Origin of the sequence: Abiotrophia defectiva ATCC 49176, assembly GCF_000160075.2 — a bacterium.
In the GTDB taxonomy this organism is placed as follows: Bacteria; Bacillota; Bacilli; order Lactobacillales; family Aerococcaceae; genus Abiotrophia; species Abiotrophia defectiva.
This window is the reverse complement of record NZ_KI535341.1, coordinates 179,381-201,498: the sequence shown is the minus strand read 5'-3', so window position 1 is coordinate 201,498 and position 22,118 is coordinate 179,381. Positions and strand designations below refer to the sequence as shown.

At 49.6% G+C, this 22,118-nt stretch carries 15 protein-coding genes, 2 tRNA genes, 1 rRNA gene and 1 other annotated feature; of the genes, 15 read left to right on the top strand and 3 right to left on the bottom strand.

Going from position 1 to position 22,118, the window contains the following annotated elements:
* Positions 1 to 67: 67 nt before the first annotated feature.
* The 4 genes from murQ (at position 68) to GCWU000182_RS08350 (ending at position 4,426) form a co-directional block, all read left to right on the top strand.
* Complete coding sequence (murQ, locus tag GCWU000182_RS08365; RefSeq protein WP_023392384.1) at positions 68 to 988, top strand: N-acetylmuramic acid 6-phosphate etherase; 921 nt, start codon at positions 68 to 70, stop codon at positions 986 to 988.
* Positions 989 to 1,005: 17 nt separating this feature from the next.
* Positions 1,006 to 2,427, top strand: a complete 1,422-nt coding sequence (locus tag GCWU000182_RS08360; RefSeq protein WP_023392383.1) for a PTS transporter subunit EIIC — start codon at positions 1,006 to 1,008, stop codon at positions 2,425 to 2,427.
* Positions 2,424 to 3,452, top strand: coding sequence for a MupG family TIM beta-alpha barrel fold protein (locus GCWU000182_RS08355; RefSeq protein WP_023392382.1), 1,029 nt, complete (start codon positions 2,424 to 2,426; stop codon positions 3,450 to 3,452). Before GCWU000182_RS08360 ends, GCWU000182_RS08355 begins: the two co-directional genes overlap by 4 nt.
* A 311-nt stretch (positions 3,453 to 3,763) precedes the next feature.
* Entirely contained in the window at positions 3,764 to 4,426 is a 663-nt protein-coding gene (locus GCWU000182_RS08350) for a redox-sensing transcriptional repressor Rex (RefSeq protein WP_035364830.1), read from the top strand.
* 49 nt (positions 4,427 to 4,475) lie between these two features.
* Here GCWU000182_RS08350 and GCWU000182_RS08345 read toward each other — a convergent pair whose 3' ends face one another.
* Complete coding sequence (locus GCWU000182_RS08345) at positions 4,476 to 4,886, bottom strand: (deoxy)nucleoside triphosphate pyrophosphohydrolase (RefSeq protein WP_035364828.1); 411 nt, start codon at positions 4,884 to 4,886, stop codon at positions 4,476 to 4,478.
* A gap of 330 nt (positions 4,887 to 5,216) precedes the next feature.
* On the opposite strand from GCWU000182_RS08345, the gene GCWU000182_RS08340 reads away from it, so the two are divergent.
* The gene (locus GCWU000182_RS08340; RefSeq protein WP_023392379.1) at positions 5,217 to 7,889 is read left to right on the top strand and encodes a cation-translocating P-type ATPase; all 2,673 of its coding nucleotides are present in this window, start codon (positions 5,217 to 5,219) and stop codon (positions 7,887 to 7,889) included.
* Positions 7,890 to 8,334: 445 nt separating this feature from the next.
* Here the strand turns inward: GCWU000182_RS08340 and GCWU000182_RS08335 are convergent, their stop codons facing one another.
* Positions 8,335 to 8,883 carry a hypothetical protein gene (locus tag GCWU000182_RS08335; RefSeq protein WP_023392378.1) on the bottom strand — a complete coding sequence of 183 codons (549 nt, stop codon included), beginning with the start codon at positions 8,881 to 8,883 and terminating at the stop codon, positions 8,335 to 8,337.
* Between the two features lie 11 nt (positions 8,884 to 8,894).
* Positions 8,895 to 9,272 carry a nuclease-related domain-containing protein gene (locus GCWU000182_RS08330; protein WP_023392377.1) on the bottom strand — a complete coding sequence of 126 codons (378 nt, stop codon included), beginning with the start codon at positions 9,270 to 9,272 and terminating at the stop codon, positions 8,895 to 8,897.
* Positions 9,273 to 9,423: 151 nt separating this feature from the next.
* Between GCWU000182_RS08330 and GCWU000182_RS10410 the strand changes: the two genes are divergently transcribed.
* From GCWU000182_RS10410 to GCWU000182_RS08280, 10 genes are all read left to right on the top strand, one after another.
* A complete protein-coding gene (locus GCWU000182_RS10410; protein ID WP_023392376.1) occupies positions 9,424 to 11,112 on the top strand; it encodes a Cof-type HAD-IIB family hydrolase in 1,689 nt (562 codons plus the stop codon).
* A gap of 81 nt (positions 11,113 to 11,193) precedes the next feature.
* Positions 11,194 to 12,573 carry a L,D-transpeptidase family protein gene (locus GCWU000182_RS08320; protein ID WP_023392375.1) on the top strand — a complete coding sequence of 460 codons (1,380 nt, stop codon included), beginning with the start codon at positions 11,194 to 11,196 and terminating at the stop codon, positions 12,571 to 12,573.
* A 235-nt stretch (positions 12,574 to 12,808) separates the two neighbouring features.
* Positions 12,809 to 13,513 carry a response regulator YycF gene (gene yycF, locus GCWU000182_RS08315; RefSeq protein ID WP_035364826.1) on the top strand — a complete coding sequence of 235 codons (705 nt, stop codon included), beginning with the start codon at positions 12,809 to 12,811 and terminating at the stop codon, positions 13,511 to 13,513.
* A gap of 13 nt (positions 13,514 to 13,526) precedes the next feature.
* Complete coding sequence (gene walK / locus GCWU000182_RS08310; protein WP_023392373.1) at positions 13,527 to 15,377, top strand: cell wall metabolism sensor histidine kinase WalK; 1,851 nt, start codon at positions 13,527 to 13,529, stop codon at positions 15,375 to 15,377.
* A complete protein-coding gene (gene yycH / locus GCWU000182_RS08305) occupies positions 15,377 to 16,786 on the top strand; it encodes a two-component system activity regulator YycH (protein ID WP_023392372.1) in 1,410 nt (469 codons plus the stop codon). Before walK ends, yycH begins: the two co-directional genes overlap by 1 nt.
* Positions 16,786 to 17,640 carry a two-component system regulatory protein YycI gene (gene yycI, locus GCWU000182_RS08300; protein WP_023392371.1) on the top strand — a complete coding sequence of 285 codons (855 nt, stop codon included), beginning with the start codon at positions 16,786 to 16,788 and terminating at the stop codon, positions 17,638 to 17,640. Before yycH ends, yycI begins: the two co-directional genes overlap by 1 nt.
* Positions 17,641 to 17,654: 14 nt before the next feature.
* Positions 17,655 to 19,583, top strand: a complete 1,929-nt coding sequence (locus GCWU000182_RS08295; RefSeq protein WP_035364824.1) for a DUF2207 domain-containing protein — start codon at positions 17,655 to 17,657, stop codon at positions 19,581 to 19,583.
* Positions 19,584 to 19,948: 365 nt separating this feature from the next.
* Positions 19,949 to 21,503 (top strand): 16S ribosomal RNA (locus GCWU000182_RS08290).
* An 89-nt stretch (positions 21,504 to 21,592) separates the two neighbouring features.
* Positions 21,593 to 21,666: transfer RNA gene (locus tag GCWU000182_RS08285), tRNA-Ile, on the top strand.
* 26 nt (positions 21,667 to 21,692) lie between these two features.
* Positions 21,693 to 21,765 (top strand) — tRNA-Ala (locus GCWU000182_RS08280).
* Between the two features lie 238 nt (positions 21,766 to 22,003).
* Positions 22,004 to 22,117: a sequence feature (23S ribosomal RNA rRNA prediction is too short), on the top strand.
* Position 22,118 lies beyond the last annotated feature (1 nt).

The window sequence follows — 22,118 nt, the reverse complement described above, 5'->3', positions numbered from 1 at the left end:
TATCCAAAGCATATTGTAATGCGCTTACATAAGGAGTATAATGAGCTTGTAGGAAGGAGGGAGGAAGATGGAACTTGGTAAGTTAGCAACTGAACAAGCCAATCCCCTGTCGCAGGCTATTGAGACCCTGTCAGTAGCCGAAATTACTCAGCGCATGAATCAGGAAGACCAGGGTGTCCCCCTAGCCGTTAGGCAAGCCTTGCCAGAGATTAATGCCTTCATAGAAGCTTTGGTGCCAGTCATGGCCCAAGGCGGTCGTCTCTTTTATATGGGGGCCGGGACTTCAGGCCGGCTAGGTCTCTTGGATGCCTCGGAATGTCCCCCAACCTTTGGCGTCAGTTCGGATCGTGTCCAAGGCCTGATAGCGGGTGGCCTTGAAGCTATATCCCAGGCTATTGAAGGAGCCGAAGACGATCAAGGGGCAGCCGTCCAGGACCTAGCCGCCCTTAAGCTGTCTGACAAAGATGCCTTAGTCGGTATCGCCGCCTCTGGTCGCACTCCCTATGTCGTGGCCGGTTTACGTTATGCCCAGGAGCAGGGAGCCTTGACGGCCAGCCTAGCCTGTGTGGAGGCGGCTGAAATTAGCCAGTGGGCCGACTATCCCATTGAAGTCCTAGTGGGGCCAGAAATTATTACCGGCTCTAGCCGACTTAAGGCGGGGACGGCGCAAAAGTTGGTGCTCAACATGATTTCTACCACTGCTATGATTCAATTAGGCAAGGTCTACCAAGGTTACATGGTCGATGTCCAGGCCACCAACCAGAAGTTGATTGACCGTGCCCATCGTATTATTGCTGCCACCGCGGACCTATCCTTGGGGCAGGCAGCGACTTATTATCAAGCAGCCCAGGGTCAGGTCAAATGCGCTATTCTGATGGCCCTAACGGGTTGTGATTTGGCGGGCGCCCTAGCCCTCTTGGCTGACAATCAAGACCACATTGCCCAAGCCATTCAAGCCAGCCAGCAATCAGTAAATAAGCAAGATTAACTTAAGGAGGTATTACCATGAATGAATTAGCAAGTCGAATTCTATCCCTAGTGGGAGGCAAGGACAATGTCCTTGCTAATGCAACCTGTATGACACGTCTACGTCTGACCCTGCGCGACCTGTCCTTAGTGGACCAAGAGGCCCTCAGGCAAGTGGAAGGAGTTATGGGCCTAGTTGTCCAAGACCAAGTGCAAGTTATCTTAGGACCGGGCAAGGTCAACCAGGTCGGTTCAGCCTTTGCCCAACTAACAGGTCTCAGTCTGGGCTATGAAGAGCTGGCGGCCGACCAAGTGGCTAAGGCTAATAAGGCCCAACAAAAGGCTAAGTATGACAAGCCCCTGCAACGTTTCTTGCAACGGATCGCCAATATCTTCATTCCTTTATTACCGGGGATTATTGCCGCTGGTATGATCAACGGGATTGCTAATGTGATCAATGTCTCCAACCAGAATGCCTGGGCCGGCGAATGGTGGTTCCAAGCCATTCGGACCATGGGCTGGGCCCTCTTTGCCTTCTTGCCAATTTATGTGGGGATGAATGCAGCCAAAGAATTCAAGGGTAGTGCGGTGCTGGGTGGCATGGCCGGTGCCTTGTCCGTGGTAGTTCCAAGCATGCCCCTCTTGGCTAAGGTGGCAGATGCACCAATTCTTCTTCCAATAACCAATAAGGCCTTCTCACCAGGGGCTGGAGGGCTCCTAGCAGCTCTCTTTATGGGGATTTTCTTCGCCTACCTAGAGCGGGCCATTCGTCGTATCATGCCCGATCTGCTAGACACCTTCTTCACGCCACTCCTGACCGTCGTAGTCGGGGTGCTAGTATCGGTTATTGTCATTCAACCGCTGGCAGCTCTGGTTACGGACGGGATTTATACTAGCCTAGATTATTTCTATACCCAATTGGGTGCCCTCGGTGGTTTCATCCTGTCTGTTGGCTTCTTGCCACTGGTTTCTGTGGGCCTCCACCAAGCCTTAACGCCAATTCATACCATGTTGAATAATCCGGAAGGACCAACGGCCGGGGTCAACTATCTCTTGCCAATTCTGATGATGGCAGGGGGTGGTCAGGTTGGCGCGGGTCTGGCCCTCTACCTCAAATCACGCAACAAACGTCTGAGACAATTGACTCGCGACTCCTTGCCAGTCGGCATTCTCGGAATCGGCGAACCCATGATGTACGCCGTGACCCTGCCACTAGGCAAACCTTTTATTACGGCCTGCTTGGGTTCAGGTCTGGGGGGTGTCCTGGCAGTCCTCTTCCATCTAGGGGCTGTCTCCCAAGGGGTATCCGGCCTCTTCGGCTTGCTGATTATGGTGCCGGGTACACAAATCTCCTATGTCATCGCCATGTTAGGCGCTTATCTAGGTGGCTTTGTCTTAACCTGGTTCTTCGGGGTGGATGAAGCTCGGATTGCTCAAGTCTATGGTGGCGATAGTCAATGAAAGGACAAGTAGTCGGCTTTTCCTTCTATAGTAATCAGTCCCTAGACGATAATCTGGCGCGGATTGACCGTTTTAGTCAGCAGGGCTTTGGCCATGCCTTTACCAGTCTTAACCTGGCCCCACAGTATAAGCCGGTTGAGCTTGACCTAATTATGGCGGACTGCCATGAAAAAGGAATCCAGGTCATGGCGGACATTAATGAAGCCAGTCTGGATCGCTATGGCCTGGACCGCCTGCAAGTCTGGGGCTTCGGCTCCTTACGGGTGGATGCTGGACTAAGTCCCCAGCAAATGGCCGTCCTCAGCCAGGCCAGTCACTTGGTCCTTAATGCTTCGACCCTTACGGAGCCCTTACTAGAAGAATTAGCTCAATCAGGGGTCGATTTGGGCCGGGTTTGGGCCGCCCATAACTATTATCCCAAGATCTATAGTGGCCTCAGCCAGTCCTATGTCCTGGCTCAAAATCAAAGACTGCATGCCTTAGGCATTCCCTGCCTGGCCTTTATCAGTGGCCAGGTGGCTAGGGGGCCTTACTTTGATGGCCTCTGTACAGTCGAGCAGACCCGCCATTGGCCAAGTCAGCAGGCAGCTCTTTATCTCCTGTCACAATGCCAGGTTGACCGGGTCTACATAGGGGATTGTGATGTCAGCCAAGATCAACTAAGACGTCTGGCCAGCCTCAATGTTGGCTTGGTGGACCTGCGGGCCCATGCGCCGCAAGCCTTGCTAGATCAGGTCTGGTCCAATCGTCCGGATGCCAGTGATTGGGTCATTCGGGCCTCGGAAACCCGCCAAGCCTTGCGCGGGCAAGAAGTGGTGGGGCAGCCTGGCCCTCGCCAGCGAGGGGACCTAGTCCTGGGCCGGGCCAACTATGGCAGCTATGCCAATGAACTGGAAATTTGCCTGACAGACTTGCCAGTGGATGATCGTCAAGCCATTGTCGGTCAGGTGGCTAGCTCAGATTTAGGCCTCCTGGACTATATTCGGGGCGACTGGTCTCGCTTTCGTTTGTCACTGAGCGAATAAAACAACCCCCATTGTGGCTAGCATAAGGCCATAATGGGGGTTGAATATTTAAGGAAAAATGCCAAAGTGAAAAGGTTTGCTCTATGAGAAAGACTCTCATCGTTCCCTTCGTCACATAAAAACCACCTAGAGAAGTTCGTGCTATCACGTAAATGAAAGCGTGGTAAGGCAGGAGTACGACAATTGTTACTGAACTATAATAATTGTATTAAGTTCACCCCTAAATAATGGAGTCTGACCTAGTAAGGTGGTATACTAAAGATATCGACCGGAGAATAAGCGAAATATTTTTATGTGAAAGAAGTGATCAAATGCGTAGAGAAATACCAAAAGCAACTGTGAACCGGCTTCCAATTTACCATCGTTACTTACGATTCTTACAGAATGCCGGCAAAAAGCGGATTTCGTCTACTGAACTCAGTGATGCGGTGAAAGTGGATAGCGCGACTATTCGTCGTGACTTCTCATACTTTGGCGCCTTGGGTAAACGGGGCTATGGCTATGATGTTGATTACTTATTAGACTTCTTCACCAAGACCCTGAACCAAGACCGTCTGACTTCTGTGGCCCTAATCGGGGTAGGGAATCTAGGGAATGCGCTCCTGCATTATAACTTCCGCAAGAACAATAATGTGCGGATTGGGGCAGCCTTCGAAGTAGACCCTAAATTGATTGGGACCATTCAATCAGGTGTGCCAGTTTATTCCATTGATGAGTTGGAAGAGCAATTAGAAGCCCAAGGCATTGAAATTGCCCTCTTAACGGTGCCACAAGAAGAGGCACCAATTGCGGTGGAACGTTTAGTAGCAGCAGGCATCAAAGGGATTCTCAACTTCACGCCATTGCGTTTCGATGTGCCAAGTCATGTTCGTATGCAACACGTGGACTTAACCAATGAGCTGCAAACCTTGATTTATTTCATCGACAGCAACATGCATCAGCATGATGACTTTGTTGATTTCCGCAGACATTAAAATAAAGGCGACTAGGACTGGTTCCTGGTCGCCTTTGTCTTGTCTATCTTTATAGGGAGGATCCTTCTTGGGCCAAGAGCTGAGCCGCCGGAATATCGACGGGTGCCCAGTCTAGGCTCATGAGGTCTTGGGGCTGGACCCAACGGCTAGCCTGGTGCTCGAGCAGGGTCAGACTGCCAGATAGGATCTTAGCCTTGTAGACCGCCAGCTGGATTGTGGCGAATTCATAGGCGTACTCTGCTGTCGTTACCCAGTCACCCACTTCAATTTCGAGGGTCAGTTCTTCCTTAATTTCCCGCGCCAGAGCTTGGGCTTCTATCTCGCCAACTTCTAACTTACCACCGGGAAATTCCCAGAGTCCGGCTAGGCTCATTTCTTGGCCACGCTGTAGGCAGAGGACCTGGCCATCCTGGATAATGGCGGCACCTACTACACGAATGATTTTGCCTGTCTTTGTCATGTCAATCCCTCCTCGTTTCTTCACTCCTATCCTAGCGCGTCCGACCTCAATCGTCAAGATCGCTGCACTTGTCAGAGCCAAAAAAGCAAGTGTTTTTTTCTTGCTTTTTTTGCAGCTTATCTCTATAATAGTAAGAGTAATATAACCATTGACTTCATAAGGGAGTAACTAGAGCCTAGCTCGTTGGTATCAACAAATATGTAGCATCTGCTGCTGGTACTGACTGAAATAGTGAGACTTATGCTGATTCACTCGTTGGGTGGCGGCATAGGTCTTTTTTTACAAGCTGGGCTAGCCAGTATGAGGAAATGGATCAAATAGGAGGTTACTATGTCAACAAAATTATCAGCCTATAACCAAGAGGCGCAAGCCGTCATTGACAGCTTAGAAAGCCATGTTGAGACGGGCTTGACAGCTGCAGTGGCTGCGCAACGCTTGGAAGAGTTCGGCCCTAATGAACTCAAGGCCGAAGCTCATTCAACCCTCTTGCAGAAGTTTATTGAGCAATTCAAGGACTTCATGATTATCATCCTCTTGATTGCGGCGGCTGTCTCCTTCGTGGCCAGCCACGAGTGGCACGACGCGGTCATCATTCTCCTAGTGGTGGTGCTTAACGCCATTATGGGGGTAGTCCAAGAAGCCAAGGCTGAAGAAGCCATTGACGCCCTCAAGGAAATGGCCTCACCTGACGCCCGTGTCCGCCGTGATGGCAATGTCATGACCGTTAAGTCTCATGACTTGGTGCCAGGCGACATCGTCTTATTGGAAGCTGGAGATATTGTACCAGCGGATATGCGTTTGATTGAAGCCAACTCACTCAAGGTTGAAGAAGCAGCCTTGACTGGGGAATCGGTGCCAGTTGATAAGGACATCAGCGTGATTGCAGAAGAAGGTGCCGGGATTGGGGACCGCCATAACATGGTCTTCTCTAGCACCAATGTGACTTACGGTCGTGCCTTAGCCATTGTAACGGCAACCGGGATGAATACCGAAGTCGGCCATATCGCTAGCATGTTAGCCAGTGCTGAGAAAACCAAGACCCCATTGCAACGCGACCAAGACCGTTTGGGTAAGACCTTGACTATTATGATCTTAGTCATTGCGGCTGTGACCTTCATCGTTGGTTTGTTGCGTGGCCGTCAGATTCCCGACATGCTCTTAGTGTCTATCTCCTTGGCCGTGGCTGCCATCCCTGAAGGCTTGCCAGCCATTTCAACCATTATCCTCTCTATCGGGACTCAAACTATGGCAGACCGTAAGGCCTTGGTTCGGACCTTGCCTGCCGTTGAGACCTTGGGTGGGACCCAAATTATCTGTTCCGATAAGACGGGGACCTTGACCCTTAACAAGATGACCATTGAAAAAGCCTACTATGATGGGGTTCTCCACAATGCCTCTGAAGACTTAGATTTAGATTTACCGCTCTTACGTTCCATTGTTTTGGCTAACGACACGGAAGTGGACGCCGAAGGTAATTTGATTGGGGATCCAACCGAAACTGCCATGGTTAAGTTTGCCTTAGACAAGGGCTATCCTTTGGCTGAACGCTTGGCTAGCTTCCCACGGGTGGGCGAGATTCCATTTGACTCTACCCGTAAATTGATGACGACAGTCCACCCGCTAGCGGATGGTCGCTACCTGGTAGCCACCAAAGGGGCGCCAGACCAATTGCTCAAACGCTGCCTTCATAAGGACTTTGGTGGCCAAGTGACCGACTTGACCGATGTTGATCGCCAAGCCATCTTGACCGAAAATACAGGCATGGCGCGTCAAGCCTTACGTGTCTTGGCAGGGGCTTATAAGATTATTGATCAATTGCCTAGCAAGTTCGAATCTGAGGAATTAGAACATGACTTAATCTTTGCTGGTTTAGTCGGTATGATTGACCCTGAGCGTCAAGAAGCCGCGGATGCTATTGCTGTAGCCAAAGGGGCCGGCATGCGGACCGTCATGATTACCGGTGACCACGCCGAAACCGCGCAAGCCATTGCGGAACGTCTGGGCATCTTGAATCCAAACGAAGACAACCACCATCACGTTATGACTGGGGCAGAACTCGATGCTATTTCTGATCACGAATTAGAAGCGCGTGTTCAAGACTTGTCAGTCTACGCCCGCGTATCGCCTGAGCACAAGGTGCGCATTATCAAGGCTTGGCAGTCTAAAGGTAAGACCGTGTCCATGACTGGGGACGGGGTCAACGATGCGCCTTCCCTCAAGCAAGCAGATATCGGGGTCGGCATGGGGATTACCGGGACCGAAGTGTCCAAGGGTGCCTCTGATATGGTCCTAGCTGACGATAACTTCGAAACCATCGTCGTGGCAGTAGAAGAAGGGCGTAAGGTCTTCGCCAACATCCAGAAGGCTGTCCAATATCTCTTGTCAGCTAACTTGGGTGAGGTCATTACCCTCTTCGTAGCCACCTTATTAGGTTGGACTATCTTGCAACCTGTTCATATTTTATGGATAAACTTAGTGACTGACGTCTTCCCAGCCATCGCTTTGGGGATGGAAAAAGCCGAGCCAGATGTGATGAATCGTCCGCCACGTACCAAGGAGTCTAGCTTCCTATCTAACGGCATCTTGCCAAGTATCCTCTATCAAGGGGTCTTGGAAAGTGCTTTGACCCTCTTCATCTACTGGTTAGCCGGTCAATGGTACCACCAAGAAAACTTGGCCGAAACCATGGCCTTTGCGACCTTAGGTTTGATTCAACTCTTCCACGCTTTCAACGTCAAGTATGTCTTCACTTCTCTCTTCACAGGGAAAGCCTTCGATAACAAATTCCTTAACGGCGCAGCCCTCTTGTCGGCTGTCATGTTACTAGGCGTTATCGTTGTTCCAGGCATCAACGACTTCTTCGACGTGACCGCGCCTACCTTGCCACAATGGGGCTTGGTACTCGCTGTATCCTTCAGCATCATCGTGCTAGTTGAACTCATTAAGTGGGGCCTACGCGCTAGTGGCCTAGCTGACAAGTTAAGCAAACAAGAAAGCAAATAAGCATTAGGCCTGCCACCTCTGACTTAGCTCAGAGGTGGCTTTTTATGTGTTGAAGTACCCAGAAAAAGGCGCGTCACGTCGCATTGGGAGTGCACCATGTCGCGTTGGGGCTCCAACACGACGTGGCTCCACCCCAAAGGCACCAAATCACTCAAAAAGGGAGCAAAACGAGCGCGCCACGTCGCATTGGGAGTGCGCCATGTCACGTTGGACCTCCAACACGACGTGGCTCCGCCTCCAAGGTGGCAAAACAGCCCAAAAGTGAGCCGAAAGAGCGCACCACGTCGCATTGGGTCCCCGCCATGTCGTGTTGAACCTCCAACGCGACGTGGCTCTAGCTCAAAGGGTCCAAAACTCCCCAAAAAGGAGCAAAAAGAGCGCGCCACGTCGCATTGGGCCCCCGCCATGTCGCGTTGGACCTCCAACGCGACATGGCTCCCACACGCTAGACTCCATCATACTGTGACAGGCACTGATAAACGGTGGCATAATCATTTTGGTAGCAGGCGTGGTGACCTTTATGGAGTGGGTGGAAGTATTTAGCTAGTTGGCGTTGCAGGGTGCGGTCCAATTGCTTGCTTCCCATATAGTGGGAAATTGCCGAGCGACTCAGTGGCAGGTCATGATTTAACAAGGCCCACTCACAGGCGCTACGCAAACAGGCGGCTGCCTTATCTTCCCCAAACCCACAATGCGGGCAGGAGACCTTATAACGACTGCAGGTCATGCCCAGCCGCAAACAACGGGGGCAGCCAATACCACTTAGCAGAGTTTGGCGCTCGATGGAAGTCAGTTGGCGCGGCCGATAGGGGCTGGCATGCTGGAGTGGTCTCAGTAAATCCAAGACTAGCTGCTGGCGTAGACTGCAAGTCTGACCTGCCATCTGGTCGGCCAGCCCCTGAAGCCAGGCTAGCGCCTGCGGCCACAGTAGATATTGCCCCGCATCTAAGCCCTCAACCTGCAAATGGTCCTGACTGAAAATCAGCTTGGGCACTAGCTGGCAATCTAATTGCTGGTCCTTAGAAATTGCTGCAACAAGCTCTGGGCTCGGGCCACTTGTCCTAGCAAGTCATGTTGATAAGGCCGCCCATTGAGTCTGGAGGCAAATCCCTGGTAGAGAAAATGCCCACCATAATGCTTGATTTCTACTAGATAGAGTCCCTGGGGCACCAGCAAAAGCCCGTCGATTTGTGCGCCCTTTCCCAGGGGGATCCACAAATCAGTCAGATAAAAAGTAGACAGCCCCAGGTCTTGAATCACTTGGGCAAGCCTCGCCTCGCCCTCTAGGCCAGTTAGGAGACGCAGGTAGTCTGATTCGTCCTCCTGGGATAAGTGGCCTCTTTGCTTGACCAGCTGATAAAATCTTGCCTCTTGATGATACATGGCACTTCCTCCTTCTTATATAAATACCCTAAAAGGCTCCTCCTCGCACCAAATCCAGACCTAAAAGTTTGATGAGAAGGCTGGGTCTTTTGCTTTTAAGTCTTTTCCATTATAATAGACAGTGAATAAGTCAGGAGAAGGAGACAGGACTATGTTGAATGAGATGATGCACCGGCCAGTGGTCATGCAGAAAGTAATCGACTTGATGCGGGAGGGGCAAGTTCCTTTTGAAGGAATCGTAGGTCAGTTGGAGGCCTTTGCTAATGCCAATGGGATTCCGGTGGTGCCTCACGAGACTGCCAAGTTCTTGGACTTTTTCTGTGCCACGACCCAGCCTCAACAAATCCTGGAAATCGGGACCGCCATTGGCTTTTCGGCTAGTCTCATGGCCCAGCACCTAGCATCTGACGGCCACTTAACCACGATTGACCGCTACGCCCTCATGTTTGAACGGGCTAAGTCTAACTTTGAACAGGCTGGTCTGGCGGATAAGGTGACGGTCCTAGAAGGGGATGCGGCCGATATTCTGCCTACCTTACCGGCTAATCACTATGATTTGATTTTTATGGATAGCGCCAAGGCCAAGTACCTGGAGTTCTATCCTTACTGCATGCGTCTGCTTAAGATGGGGGGCGTCCTGCTCATTGATGATGTCCTGCAAGCGGGCACCATCATGGATGCCTTAGACACTCGGCCTAAGCGGGTGCGCAAGATTCATCGCAAGCTCAATGAACTCTTCCAAGCCGTCTTGACCGATCAAGACCAACGGGCCTGCCTCCTGCCTTTAGGCGATGGACTGCTCATGGTCCGCAAGGAAAAGGAAATAGAGGTAGAAGACTTCCTAGCCACCCAATGGGATAAGACCTGGTGCCAACAAGTAGCAGCAAAAGCCGAGACCAAACGCCAAGCGGCGGCGCCTGCCCTTAACGAGTTCCAACAAATGGCCGCCGAACAAATAGAAGACAGCAAGGAATCTGGCCAAGAACTAGCTCAGGATATTGGCTTAATCGCCATTGACCTAGATGGCACCCTCCTGACCAACCAAAAGACCATTAGTGCCACCAACGTCGCCACTCTGGCTCGAGCGCACCAGGCCGGCATTAAGATTGTCATTTGTACCGGCCGGACCCTACCAGGGGTGGATTTCTATGTGCCAGAGCTGCCTTTCTTAACTGCGTCGGACTTTATGATTCTGCAAAATGGGGCGCAAACCTTGTCGGCCCAAGCGCCTTTCCAATCGGTCTTCCAACGCTTCTTGACCCAAGCGGCGCGGCAACGGGCGCTGGAACTAGTGGCGCCCCTCAAGGACCAGGGGGCCCAGCTAGTGGCCTTTGACCGCGACCATCTCTACCTAGTAGGGGATCCCACACCTAATGCCTTGGTAGCCCGCGACGCCGAGTTTCTTAAAACAGACGTGACGCCAATCTCCCAAGCAGACTTCCTAGCCAATAGCCAGCTCAATAAGGCCATGATTCTGGCGCCGGAAGCAGTCTTGGATGCTTGGATTCCGACTATTGAGGCGACCGACTGGCAGGCCTTGTCTATGGTGCGGAGCCAGAAAGTCATCCTAGAATTTCTACCGGTTGGTGTTTCTAAGGCCAGTGGATTAGATCAGCTGACCCGCCACTTAGGTCTGCGTCCTGAGCAAGTCATGGCTCTAGGCGATGCGGCCAATGATGCCGAGATGTTAGATTTTGCTGGTTGCGCCGTAGCCATGGGTAATGCTTCGGAAGACCTCAAAGCCAAGGCTGACTTTGTGACTTTAACCAATGAAGAAGACGGTGTTTCACATGCCATTGAGACCCTCATATTACAAAAGAAACAAAATCATATAGAATAATTAATGGAAGGGTCAAAGAAAATTCACAATTCGATGCTAAAATCTGTATTTGAATAAGAGAAAAAGTGAGGACGAGAAATCATGAAAAAGGGATTGATCATTGGCTCGACAACAGTTTTATTATTAGCTGGTTTGGGCTACAGTGCCGGTGTAGGCTTCTACGCCCAGAAATTCCAGGCCAATACTAAATTTGGCTCCTTGGATATTTCCAACTTAACCTTAGCGGAAGCAGAGGATAAGATTGGTAAAGACCTTAACCAGAAGGAAGTGACCATTCTGGAAAATGGTAAGGAAGTAGGTCGCTTTACCTTAGAACAAGCAGGTGTCCAAGTAGATGCCAACAAGGCTTTGGAATCAGCCTATAATTCACAAGACCCAACTGGTTGGGTAGGTAGCTTCTTCAATACGACCGAATATAAGAATGTCTTGCTCAATCACGTGGCCTTTAACGACGAAAACCTTAGCAAGACCTTGGATGGCTTTGGCTTGAACAACCAAAACCGGACAGCGGCTGAAGATGCTAAGATCGAGTATTCTAACGGTCAAGGTTACCATGTCACGCCTGAAAAGGACGGGAACCAATTAGATGTAGCCAAGGTTAAGGAACTGATTGTTTCTCAAGTGCAATCAGGTAACACCTCGGTTGAAATCAATTCGGCCTACCAAGAGCCAAAAATCAAGAGTGATGATCCTAAGATTACCCAAGTCATGGATCAAATTAACAAGGTCGCTGATACCAAAATTACCTTGACTATCTCAGGCAAGGAAGAAGTCGTTCCTAAAGATAAAATTAATGACTGGATTCAATTCGATGAGTCTAATAACTTGGTAGTAGACCAAAGCAAGGTCCAAGACTATGTCAAGGAACTCAACACCAAATACGCGACCATCAATAAAACGCGTAAATTTGCTTCAACCTTATCTGGGGTGGTCGATGTGCAACCAGGGACCCTAGGTTGGTCCATTGACTCTGAGGCAGAGGCAGAGAAGATTGTAGCAGACCTTAACAAGGGTGGCACCATCAAGCGTGAACCAACGGTTGTTGGGACGGGTTATGCCGACAAGGAAAATGATATCGGTCCAAGCTATGTCGAAGTCGACATTGCCCACCAAATGATGTTTATTTACAAGGATGGTAAGAAGGTACTGGAAACACCAGTCGTAACCGGTCGCCCTGGGACGACCACTATCCCCGGGGCCTACGCTTCTTGGAATAAGGAGTCTCCTTCAACCCTCAAGGGTTACAACCCACATACTCAGAAGGAATATCAACAACCGGTTGATTACTGGATTCCATTTGATGACACTGGCCAAGGGATTCACGATGCCAACTGGCAAGCTTCCTTCGGGGGCGAAGCCTACCTGTCTAATGGTTCTTTAGGCTGTATCAACACGCCACCAGGTACCATGGCAGAAGTTTACCAATTAGTGGAAGTCGGGATGCCAGTTATTATCTTCTAATGATTGAACGCCTTTAATTTGGAAACCTTAAACAAAAGGCCCTACCTTTTGTTTAAGGTTTCTTTTCAAATACTTGTCTATTAGATTACAAGTCCGAGCAAGCTTTGACATAAGTAGAAAACTTGAGCGTAAGGGCTTTAATATTCCCGCAAAACCCGCTATAATAAAGGAGTGAGACCTTAAGGGGAAGGCTCACCCATTTGAACCTAGAACGTCATGAGAAAGGATGAACCATATGAAGAAGATTCTAGTCGTAGATGATGAAAAGCCAATCTCTGATATTATTTCTTTTAACTTAGAAAACGAAGGCTATGCCATTGAAAAAGCTTATGATGGTGAACAAGCATTAAAGGTATTCGAGAAGAGTCAACCAGACTTAGTGATTTTAGACCTCATGTTACCAAAGATGGACGGTTTGGAAGTTTGTCGTGAAATTCGCAAACAATCCGCTGTGCCAGTTATCATGTTAACCGCCAAAGATTCAGAGATTGACAAGGTCTTAGGTTTAGAGTTAGGGGCAGATGACTATGTCACCAAGCCATTCTCTAACCGTGAACTCATTGCCCGCGTTAAGGCCAACTTACGCCGCAATCTAGTCAAGGAACCTGAGCCACAAGAAGTCAACAAGAACGAGATTGTAGTAGGGGATTTGGTTATTCACCAAGATGCCTACATTATCTCCAAGCATGGGGAAGAAATTGAACTGACCCACCGGGAGTTCGAATTACTCCACTACCTAGCCCGACATATTGGCCAAGTCATGACCCGGGAACATCTCCTTGAGACTGTTTGGGACTATGATTACTTCGGGGATGTGCGGACGGTCGACGTGACCATCCGTCGTCTGCGGGAGAAAATTGAAGATATTCCAAGCCACCCAACTTATATTGTGACTCGTCGTGGGGTCGGCTACCTCTTGAAGAATCCAGATCAAGAATAGGAAGTTCTAGCATATGAAGCGAATCAGACGATTATTTCAATCGATCCATTTTAAAATTCCGATTCAAATCATTATTATTCTGCTGATTGCTTTCCAATTCGTGGGGGTCTACTTCGTTAACCAATACGAGAGTCGTACGCTCAAGAACTACCAGGATCAGATTGATACCCAGGTAGAGTTCTTGGTTAACAATGTGACGCCGATCTTAGAAGAACGCTTGAGTGAGACGGATGAACGCGCCCGTCTGACTCAGGTCATTGATACCTTCTCAAATAGTAATTTGACCCGTATCCAAATCATCAATACCAAGGATGGGATTATCGCGTCAAATAACGCCTTGGACCAGTCAGAAGCACTGGCCAAGACCAATGATAATAATGTGAGGGAAGCGTTGGTTAGCCAACGCTCTTCTAAGTTTTCAGAGTATGATGTCAATAACAAGCGTCATACCTACACCACGATTAAGCCGATTTTGAGTCAGTCGAATAATACGGTGGTAGGGGCGGTCCGAGTAACGGCCAATATGAACCGGGTCTATGAGCAGACCCAGAGTGTCATGAGTGTCTTCATCCAGTCGGCTGTCATTGCCATTGTGGGGAGCTTTATCTTAGCCTTGGTGCTCTCTCAAGGCTTAACCATGCCCATTGAAAACATGCGTCAACAAGCCCTGCGGATTTCGGAGGGGATTTATAACTACCCGGCCAAGATTTTTGGGAATGACGAGTTGGGCGAACTGGCCAAGACCCTTAATGAATTATCGGTTAAGGTTAAGGACTCCCAAGAATTGATTGAATCCGAACGTCAACGTTTGGACGGGATTCTTCGTTATATGACCGACGGGGTGATTGCGACCGACCGGCGCGGTAATGTCCTGCTGGTCAATGAGCGCGCCCTACAACTCTTGGGTATCGACCAACAATCCGCCATCGGGATTTCCATTATTCGCCTCTTGCGGCTCAAGGATCAATATACCTTGACCGATTTGCTAGGTGATGACCGGGAAATCCTTATGGATTGGGTAGACCACGGGGAGTATTCCATCCTCAAGGGGGAATTCTCTGTTATTCGCCGTGAGACCGGCTTCGTTACCGGGGTTGTCTGTGTCTTAACAGACGTCACCGAACAAGAGAAGACCGAGCAAGAGCGACGGGACTTTGTGTCCAACGTCTCCCACGAATTGCGGACGCCTTTGACTTCCATTAAGTCCTATACCGAAGCCCTGCGCGAAGGGGCATGGCAGGACGAGGTCATTGCGCCTCAGTTCCTCAACGTTATTCAGTTGGAGACCGACCGTATGATGCGGATGATTGGTAATCTGCTGGATCTATCCAAGATTCATGAAGGTCAATATAAACTCAACCTAGAATACATCGACTTTAAACGCATGGTCAGTCATATTCTGGACCGCTTTGAATTTATGTTGGAACAGAATCCTGACCAGAAGAAATTCAAGCTTAAGCGGGATTTCACCTCACGGGAAATTTACCTGGAAATTGACCAGGACCGCGTGACCCAAGTGATTGATAATATCTTAAACAACGCCATCAAGTATTCTCCTGATGGGGGTGTCATCGTCGTCAAGATTGAAGACTCCCATTCCCATGTCCACTTGTCCATTAAGGACCAGGGGCTAGGGATTCCGCAGAAGGATATCCCACATCTCTTCCAACGCTTCTACCGTGTTGATAAGGCACGGTCACGTGAGCAGGGGGGGACTGGGCTTGGCCTGGCTATTTCCAAGGAAATCATTGAACTGCATGGTGGGAAAATCTGGGCGACCAGTGTGGAAGGCAAGGGTTCGACCTTTGGCTTTGATCTCCCTTATCTGCAAATGGACTTTGACGATGAAGGGTGGGATGATTGATGATTCGCCGTCTCTTTATTCCTATTACTTTAATTCTGGCTGTCCTAACCAGCGGGGTCCTTTCTTGGTTGCTTCTAACCAACCCTGATTTTCTCTATGGTGCTAATTCGCAAACGCCACAACAAACCGTTCGTAATGAGCAAGTGGATAGTCTCAATCGGCAAGTAGCCGGCATGAAGTTAACCGATGTGCTAGCCCCTGTAGCCCTAGATGCCTATGAAGCAGGCGGTTACTGGGAGGCTAGTGCCAGTCATCTGGACCAGGTGACGGCAGCCTTAGCTCAGACACCGAGTGAACTAGGGGGCGACTTTGATGTGGTAGAGTCTTCAACGACTTTTGCTAACATGTCGACCAGTCCTCGTTTGATTCTGCGTTTTGCTGACCGCTTGCCAGTCTCCTTGTGGGGACAATGGTTCAAGTCTAAGGACGGCCCGCCACTCGATTTTGAAGCTGACCAAATCTGGCTCTTGAAAGAGGAGCCCCAAGCTCTCTACTTAGTTAATCAGGTAGATGAGACCTATGTCCGGGTGCCCCTCAATGGCTGGGACTTTGCTAGCCTCTATCAGAGCCTGATCCAAGACTTGAGTACTTGGACGGCCATGTCCCAAGTGCCTTTAGCCAAGGGCAAGGCCCTGATTCGGACGGAAGCCTTTAGTCTGCCAAGTCAGGTCTATACCCTCAAGAAAGAATCAGAAGCCAATCTGATTGGTCTCTTCTTCGGTTCGGACAACTACTCCATTACGGATAGTGGGGAGAGTGGGGAGAAAAAATACAAGACCTTGGACTTAGAACTCGATGTCAACTCTGATAGTCATGTCTACACTGCGCGGAGCGAAGCCGTTCAGAACCGCAGTTCGGTCCATCGCGACCAGATTATCATGGATTCATTTACCGAAATGAAGAAATACGGAGTCTGGACCCAAGGCCTGCGTTTGACCACCAATAATAGTACCAACACGCTCTATTACCAGCGCTATCTAGACGGCTATCCGCTCATGTCGGATGCCTCACCTTATTACTTAGGCCTGCAATTTAATTTGTCGCCCAAGGTGACACGCTTTTCCGGCTCCTTCCTGAGCCTGCGCTCGCATATTGACGACAAGAGTAAAGCAACCGACCTAGATTCAGCAAGTGGCTTGGTCTCCCAGCTACATGAACAAGGTATGGTGACGACTGATTTAGACCAGATTTTTGTGGCCTATGAATGGCAGGCCAATATGGAGAACTTCCAATTGGTGACCTTTATTCCTAAGTACTATGTCGAATACAAGGGACGCTATATCTCCTTGGAACGCCTTAACCGTGGTGAGTTGCGACATAACCAGGATGCCTCAAGTTCAGATGCAGCAAGTAGCGAGGGGACCAGCCCACAAGGTGTAGATACCCTAGATGAAGGGGGCCAAGAATAATGGATTTTAAACGAACCCAGATTTTGCTATTAATCTTCTTCATCTTCTTCGATGCCTATCTGGCCTTTACCCTGATTACCAAGCAGCAGGTCAGACAGACCAATAGTGCGCAAGTCACCAATGTCAGCATTGAGACCCAGCTCAAAAACCGTAACATCAAAATCAACCAGACCCTATCTAACGAAAGCTATCAACTACCCGTTGTTAAGACGGAAACTAGCCAAGTCCTCGACAAGGAGCGTGGCACCCTCCAAGGTCAGACCGCCCGTTATAATAATGGGGTCTTACAATCGACCTTTGATCAGCCACTGGATTTGGGTCTCGGACTTGATCGCGATAGCAAGACCTTGACCCAGGAGCAGGTAGAAGACATTCGCCGTAATTTCCTGGACCGGCCCGAATATTTTGTTCGGGGGGCAGAATATACGGTCTGGTCCTTCAGTCCAGAATCTCGGACTCTAACCTTCTACATGGTGGCTTATGATGGCTACCCTGTCTTGGATGGGAGTTCTGAGTTGCGACTGAGCTTTAATGCGGATTTCCAATTGCGGGAATACACCCAGACCTATCAGAGTGATTTTAAGGTCTTGGACCAACCCATTGCGCTGATTAGTGTCAAGGATGCCCTCAAACTTCTGGAGACCCGGGTTGATACCTACATTCCGGATGGCTCGACCATCCAACAAATTAGCCTAGGTTACTATCGTACGGTTAATTTGCAGGACTTTGATGTCTATACGCCTGTTTGGGAGATTACCTATAGTCAAGATGAAGCAAGTAGCCGTACTGTCTTGGTCGACGCGGTGGAACATCAAGTCGTGACCAAGCCCAATACCAACGTCACAAGCCCATAAAGGAGGAAAATAAGATGAAGCGACGCTCATTCTTTTGGTTAGCATTGATGGCCCTAGTGCTCTCGCTTGCGGGACCCATTAGCCAGATACGTGCTGCCGAAGTATCTTATAAGATTACCAATCAAGATGTCACTGCCGAAATTACGGCTGAAGGGAATGTCAAATTTACCCAGAAATGGGTCTTTGATGCCAGTTTCATGAATGGTGCCCTCCTCAAGGTGGATACAGGTGGCTTCGAATTAGGTGCCTACAAGGTCGGTGTTGAAAATGGCGACAAACTAGAAGAGTTCACTGAGGATAAGTTGGACTCTAAGCGGCCTAAGACCTTCCACATCCAATCCAACCGTGATGTCAAAACCTTCAAGGCTTATTACCCGGTCAGCAATAAGAAGGTCACCTTTGTGGCCGAGTATACCCTCAACCACATCGTAACCAACTATGCCGATACGGCGGAATTCAACCGCAAGTTAATTGGGGAAGGCATTGACTTCAAAACCGATGTCACCGCCAAAGTTATTTTGCCACCAGGCCAAATTACCGATAAGGATAGTTTTAAAGCCTGGGCCCATGGTGGGACCGGAAGCGGGACAGTAGAACTGGGCCAAGAAAATGGGCGCTCTGTCGTGATTCTTAAGTCTAATGGAACACCAGCCAATCGCTTTGTCGAAGTGCATACCATTTTCCCAACGTCCTTGACGCCACATAACACCAATGTCGTCAATCAGAATATGAAGGCAGAAATTGAATCTAAGGAAGCTGCCCAAGCTGAGGCAGACCGCAAGGCCTATGAAAGCCAGAAGTATACCACTAGCGCAGTCCAGTGGGGCGCTATGATTCTCATGTCCTTGCTTCCCTTTCACCTCTGGCGTAAATACTTTAAGTTACGTCGCGAGTTGAATCCGAATCCGGTTCAATTGCCAATTCACAACTACAACTTGCCCTCACATACGGCACCAGCAGTTGTCACTTCTGCTGTTTTCCGGTCTAGTGGGGAACCTAATCCCGATGACTTCTCTGCAACGGTTGCGGACTTAGCCCGTAAGGGGTACTTGGAGTTAGAGGAAGAACGCCGTGAAAATCGTGGTATCTTCAGCAATAGTTCCATGACCGCGCGTGTCACCAAGCTGACAGACGAGGTAGCCGACTATCCGCTTCAAGGTCATGAACGGGCAGTCTTGACCTTCCTCTTCCCAGATGATGAAACCAGTGTCACCCTAGAAGACTTGGAAAAACGCATGAAGAAGAACCGGCATTTTGCCAAGAAGCGCTTGGCAGCCTACGAAAACTTCCAAAGCCGTGCTAGCATCGCCGGATCACAATTAGTGGAATCGGCACGAGACAAGAATAATAGCCTACGTTTCCAAGCTATTGGGGCCATTATCCTTAATGTCATCTTAGGTGGGGCAGCCCTCTTTGCAGGCTTTATGGCCACCAATCATCCCTTCCTACAACAAGTAGGTTGGATTGCACTGGGCCTAGCCCTCTTGGAAATCGTCCTTAATGTGATCTTTATGATTACTGTCTCTGTCCGACCACTCCGGACGGCAGAGGAAGACCAACTCTATCAAGAGTGGCATGGCTTTGCCAAGATGCTAGAAGATGTGGGGCAAATGAATATGCGAGACATTGCTTCCCTAGCTCTTTGGGAAGAATACCTAGTTTATGCCATTGCCTTTGGGATAGCGGATAAGGTCTTGGATGCCCTCAAGGTTCAATTCACTCAAGCAGAATTGGTAGAAGGTATGACCTACTATCCAATGTACTATAATACAGGCCTCTACAGCCATGTGCTCAGCCAATCCATCTCATCTAACGTGAGCTCGGCTTCCGCTTATAGCCAAGACCACTCTTACTCCGGTAGTAACTCCGGTGGTTTCGGTGGTGGCTTCAGTGGTGGCTCCTCCGGTGGTTCCGGTGGTGGCGGCGGCGCAAGTGGATTCTAATAGATCAAAGACTGGGACTTTGTCCCGGTCTTTTTTTGATTTTGTAACTTATGAAAATTTCTTACTATTTGGACTTGACGCTGACTAAGTGGCGTGATATATTAATGTTCGTCTGAAAAAGACAGACCAACTATCCAAAAAAATATTTGAGAAAGTCGAAAAAAAGTGTTGACTTCTCAAATAGAGGATGGTAAGATATAAAAGTTGTCACGTAGTGGCAAGGAGCACATTGAAAACTAAACAAAGACACACCAAGAATGTGAGGGTCATCGAGGAAACTTGATGAACAACCAACAATTCGGCAGCAGACAAGCTGGGTAAAAAACAAGCTAGTAAAGAAATGAGTCAAGTAGACTTATGAAATTTTTCATGAGAGTTTGATCCTGGCTCAGGACGAACGCTGGCGGCGTGCCTAATACATGCAAGTCGAACGAACCGCGACTGAGTGCTTGCACTTGGTCAAGGTGAGTGGCGAACGGGTGAGTAACACGTGGGTAACCTACCTCATAGTGGGGGATAACAGTCGGAAACGACTGCTAATACCGCATAGGACATGGGATCACATGATTCTGTGAGGAAAGGTGGCGCAAGCTATCGCTAAGAGATGGACCCGCGGTGCATTAGCTAGTTGGTAGGGTAAGGGCCTACCAAGGCGATGATGCATAGCCGACCTGAGAGGGTGATCGGCCACATTGGGACTGAGACACGGCCCAAACTCCTACGGGAGGCAGCAGTAGGGAATCTTCCGCAATGGACGCAAGTCTGACGGAGCAACGCCGCGTGAGTGAAGAAGGTCTTCGGATCGTAAAGCTCTGTTGTTAGAGAAGAACAGCGCATAGAGTAACTGCTATGCGTGTGACGGTATCTAACCAGAAAGCCACGGCTAACTACGTGCCAGCAGCCGCGGTAATACGTAGGTGGCGAGCGTTGTCCGGATTTATTGGGCGTAAAGGGAGTGTAGGCGGTCTTTTAAGTCTGATGTGAAAGCCCACGGCTCAACCGTGGAGGGTCATTGGAAACTGGGAGACTTGAGTGCAGAAGAGGAGAGCGGAATTCCATGTGTAGCGGTGAAATGCGTAGATATATGGAGGAACACCAGTGGCGAAGGCGGCTCTCTGGTCTGTAACTGACGCTGAGGCTCGAAAGCGTGGGGAGCAAACAGGATTAGATACCCTGGTAGTCCACGCCGTAAACGATGAGTGCTAAGTGTTGGAGGGGTTCCACCCTTCAGTGCTGGAGTTAACGCAATAAGCACTCCGCCTGGGGAGTACGGCCGCAAGGCTGAAACTCAAAGGAATTGACGGGGACCCGCACAAGCGGTGGAGCATGTGGTTTAATTCGAAGCAACGCGAAGAACCTTACCAGGTCTTGACATCCCGACGACCGCTCTAGAGATAGAGTTTTTCTTCGGAACGTCGGTGACAGGTGGTGCATGGTTGTCGTCAGCTCGTGTCGTGAGATGTTGGGTTAAGTCCCGCAACGAGCGCAACCCCTATAACTAGTTGCCAGCATTGAGATGGGGACTCTAGTTAGACTGCCGGTGACAAACCGGAGGAAGGTGGGGATGACGTCAAATCATCATGCCCCTTATGACCTGGGCTACACACGTGCTACAATGGATGGTACAACGAGCAGCGAACTCGCGAGGGTAAGCGAATCTCTAAAAGCCATTCTCAGTTCGGATTGTAGTCTGCAACTCGACTACATGAAGCCGGAATCGCTAGTAATCGCGGATCAGCACGCCGCGGTGAATACGTTCCCGGGTCTTGTACACACCGCCCGTCACACCACGAGAGTTTGTAACACCCGAAGCCGGTGGCCTAACCTTTTAGGAGGGAGCCGTCGAAGGTGGGATAGATGATTGGGGTGAAGTCGTAACAAGGTAGCCGTATCGGAAGGTGCGGCTGGATCACCTCCTTTCTAAGGAGTAACGGAACCTCACAGAGCTTGCATCTTTGTTTAGTTTTGAGTGTGCTACTATAGCAAACTCATAAGGGTTTAAATAATCCGGGCCTATAGCTCAGCTGGTTAGAGCGCACCCCTGATAAGGGTGAGGTCGATGGTTCGAGTCCATTTAGGCCCATTGGATACAATTAAATATCCAGCTACGGGGGATTAGCTCAGCTGGGAGAGCGCCTGCTTTGCACGCAGGAGGTCAGCGGTTCGATCCCGCTATTCTCCATAGCTTATCATTCATGGTAAGCGAACTTGCACATTGAAAACTGAATAACCAAACAAACCGTTTTATCATCCGACAGGATGGATGGTAAAACACATTATTTCTAAAATAATGAACCGAGAATTGACCGAGTCTGTAAGAAATTACAGAGTAAGAAAAAAATAGCGCGAAAGTATCATGCATCAAGTATGATCGTGGTTAAGAAACAAAGGGCGCACGGTGAATGCCTTGGCACTAGGAGCCGAAGAAGGACGTGACGAACGACGAAATGCTTTGGGGAGCTGTAAGTGAGCTAAGATCCAGAGATATCCGAATGGGGGAACCCGGCTAGCGTAATGGCTAGTCACACCTAAGGG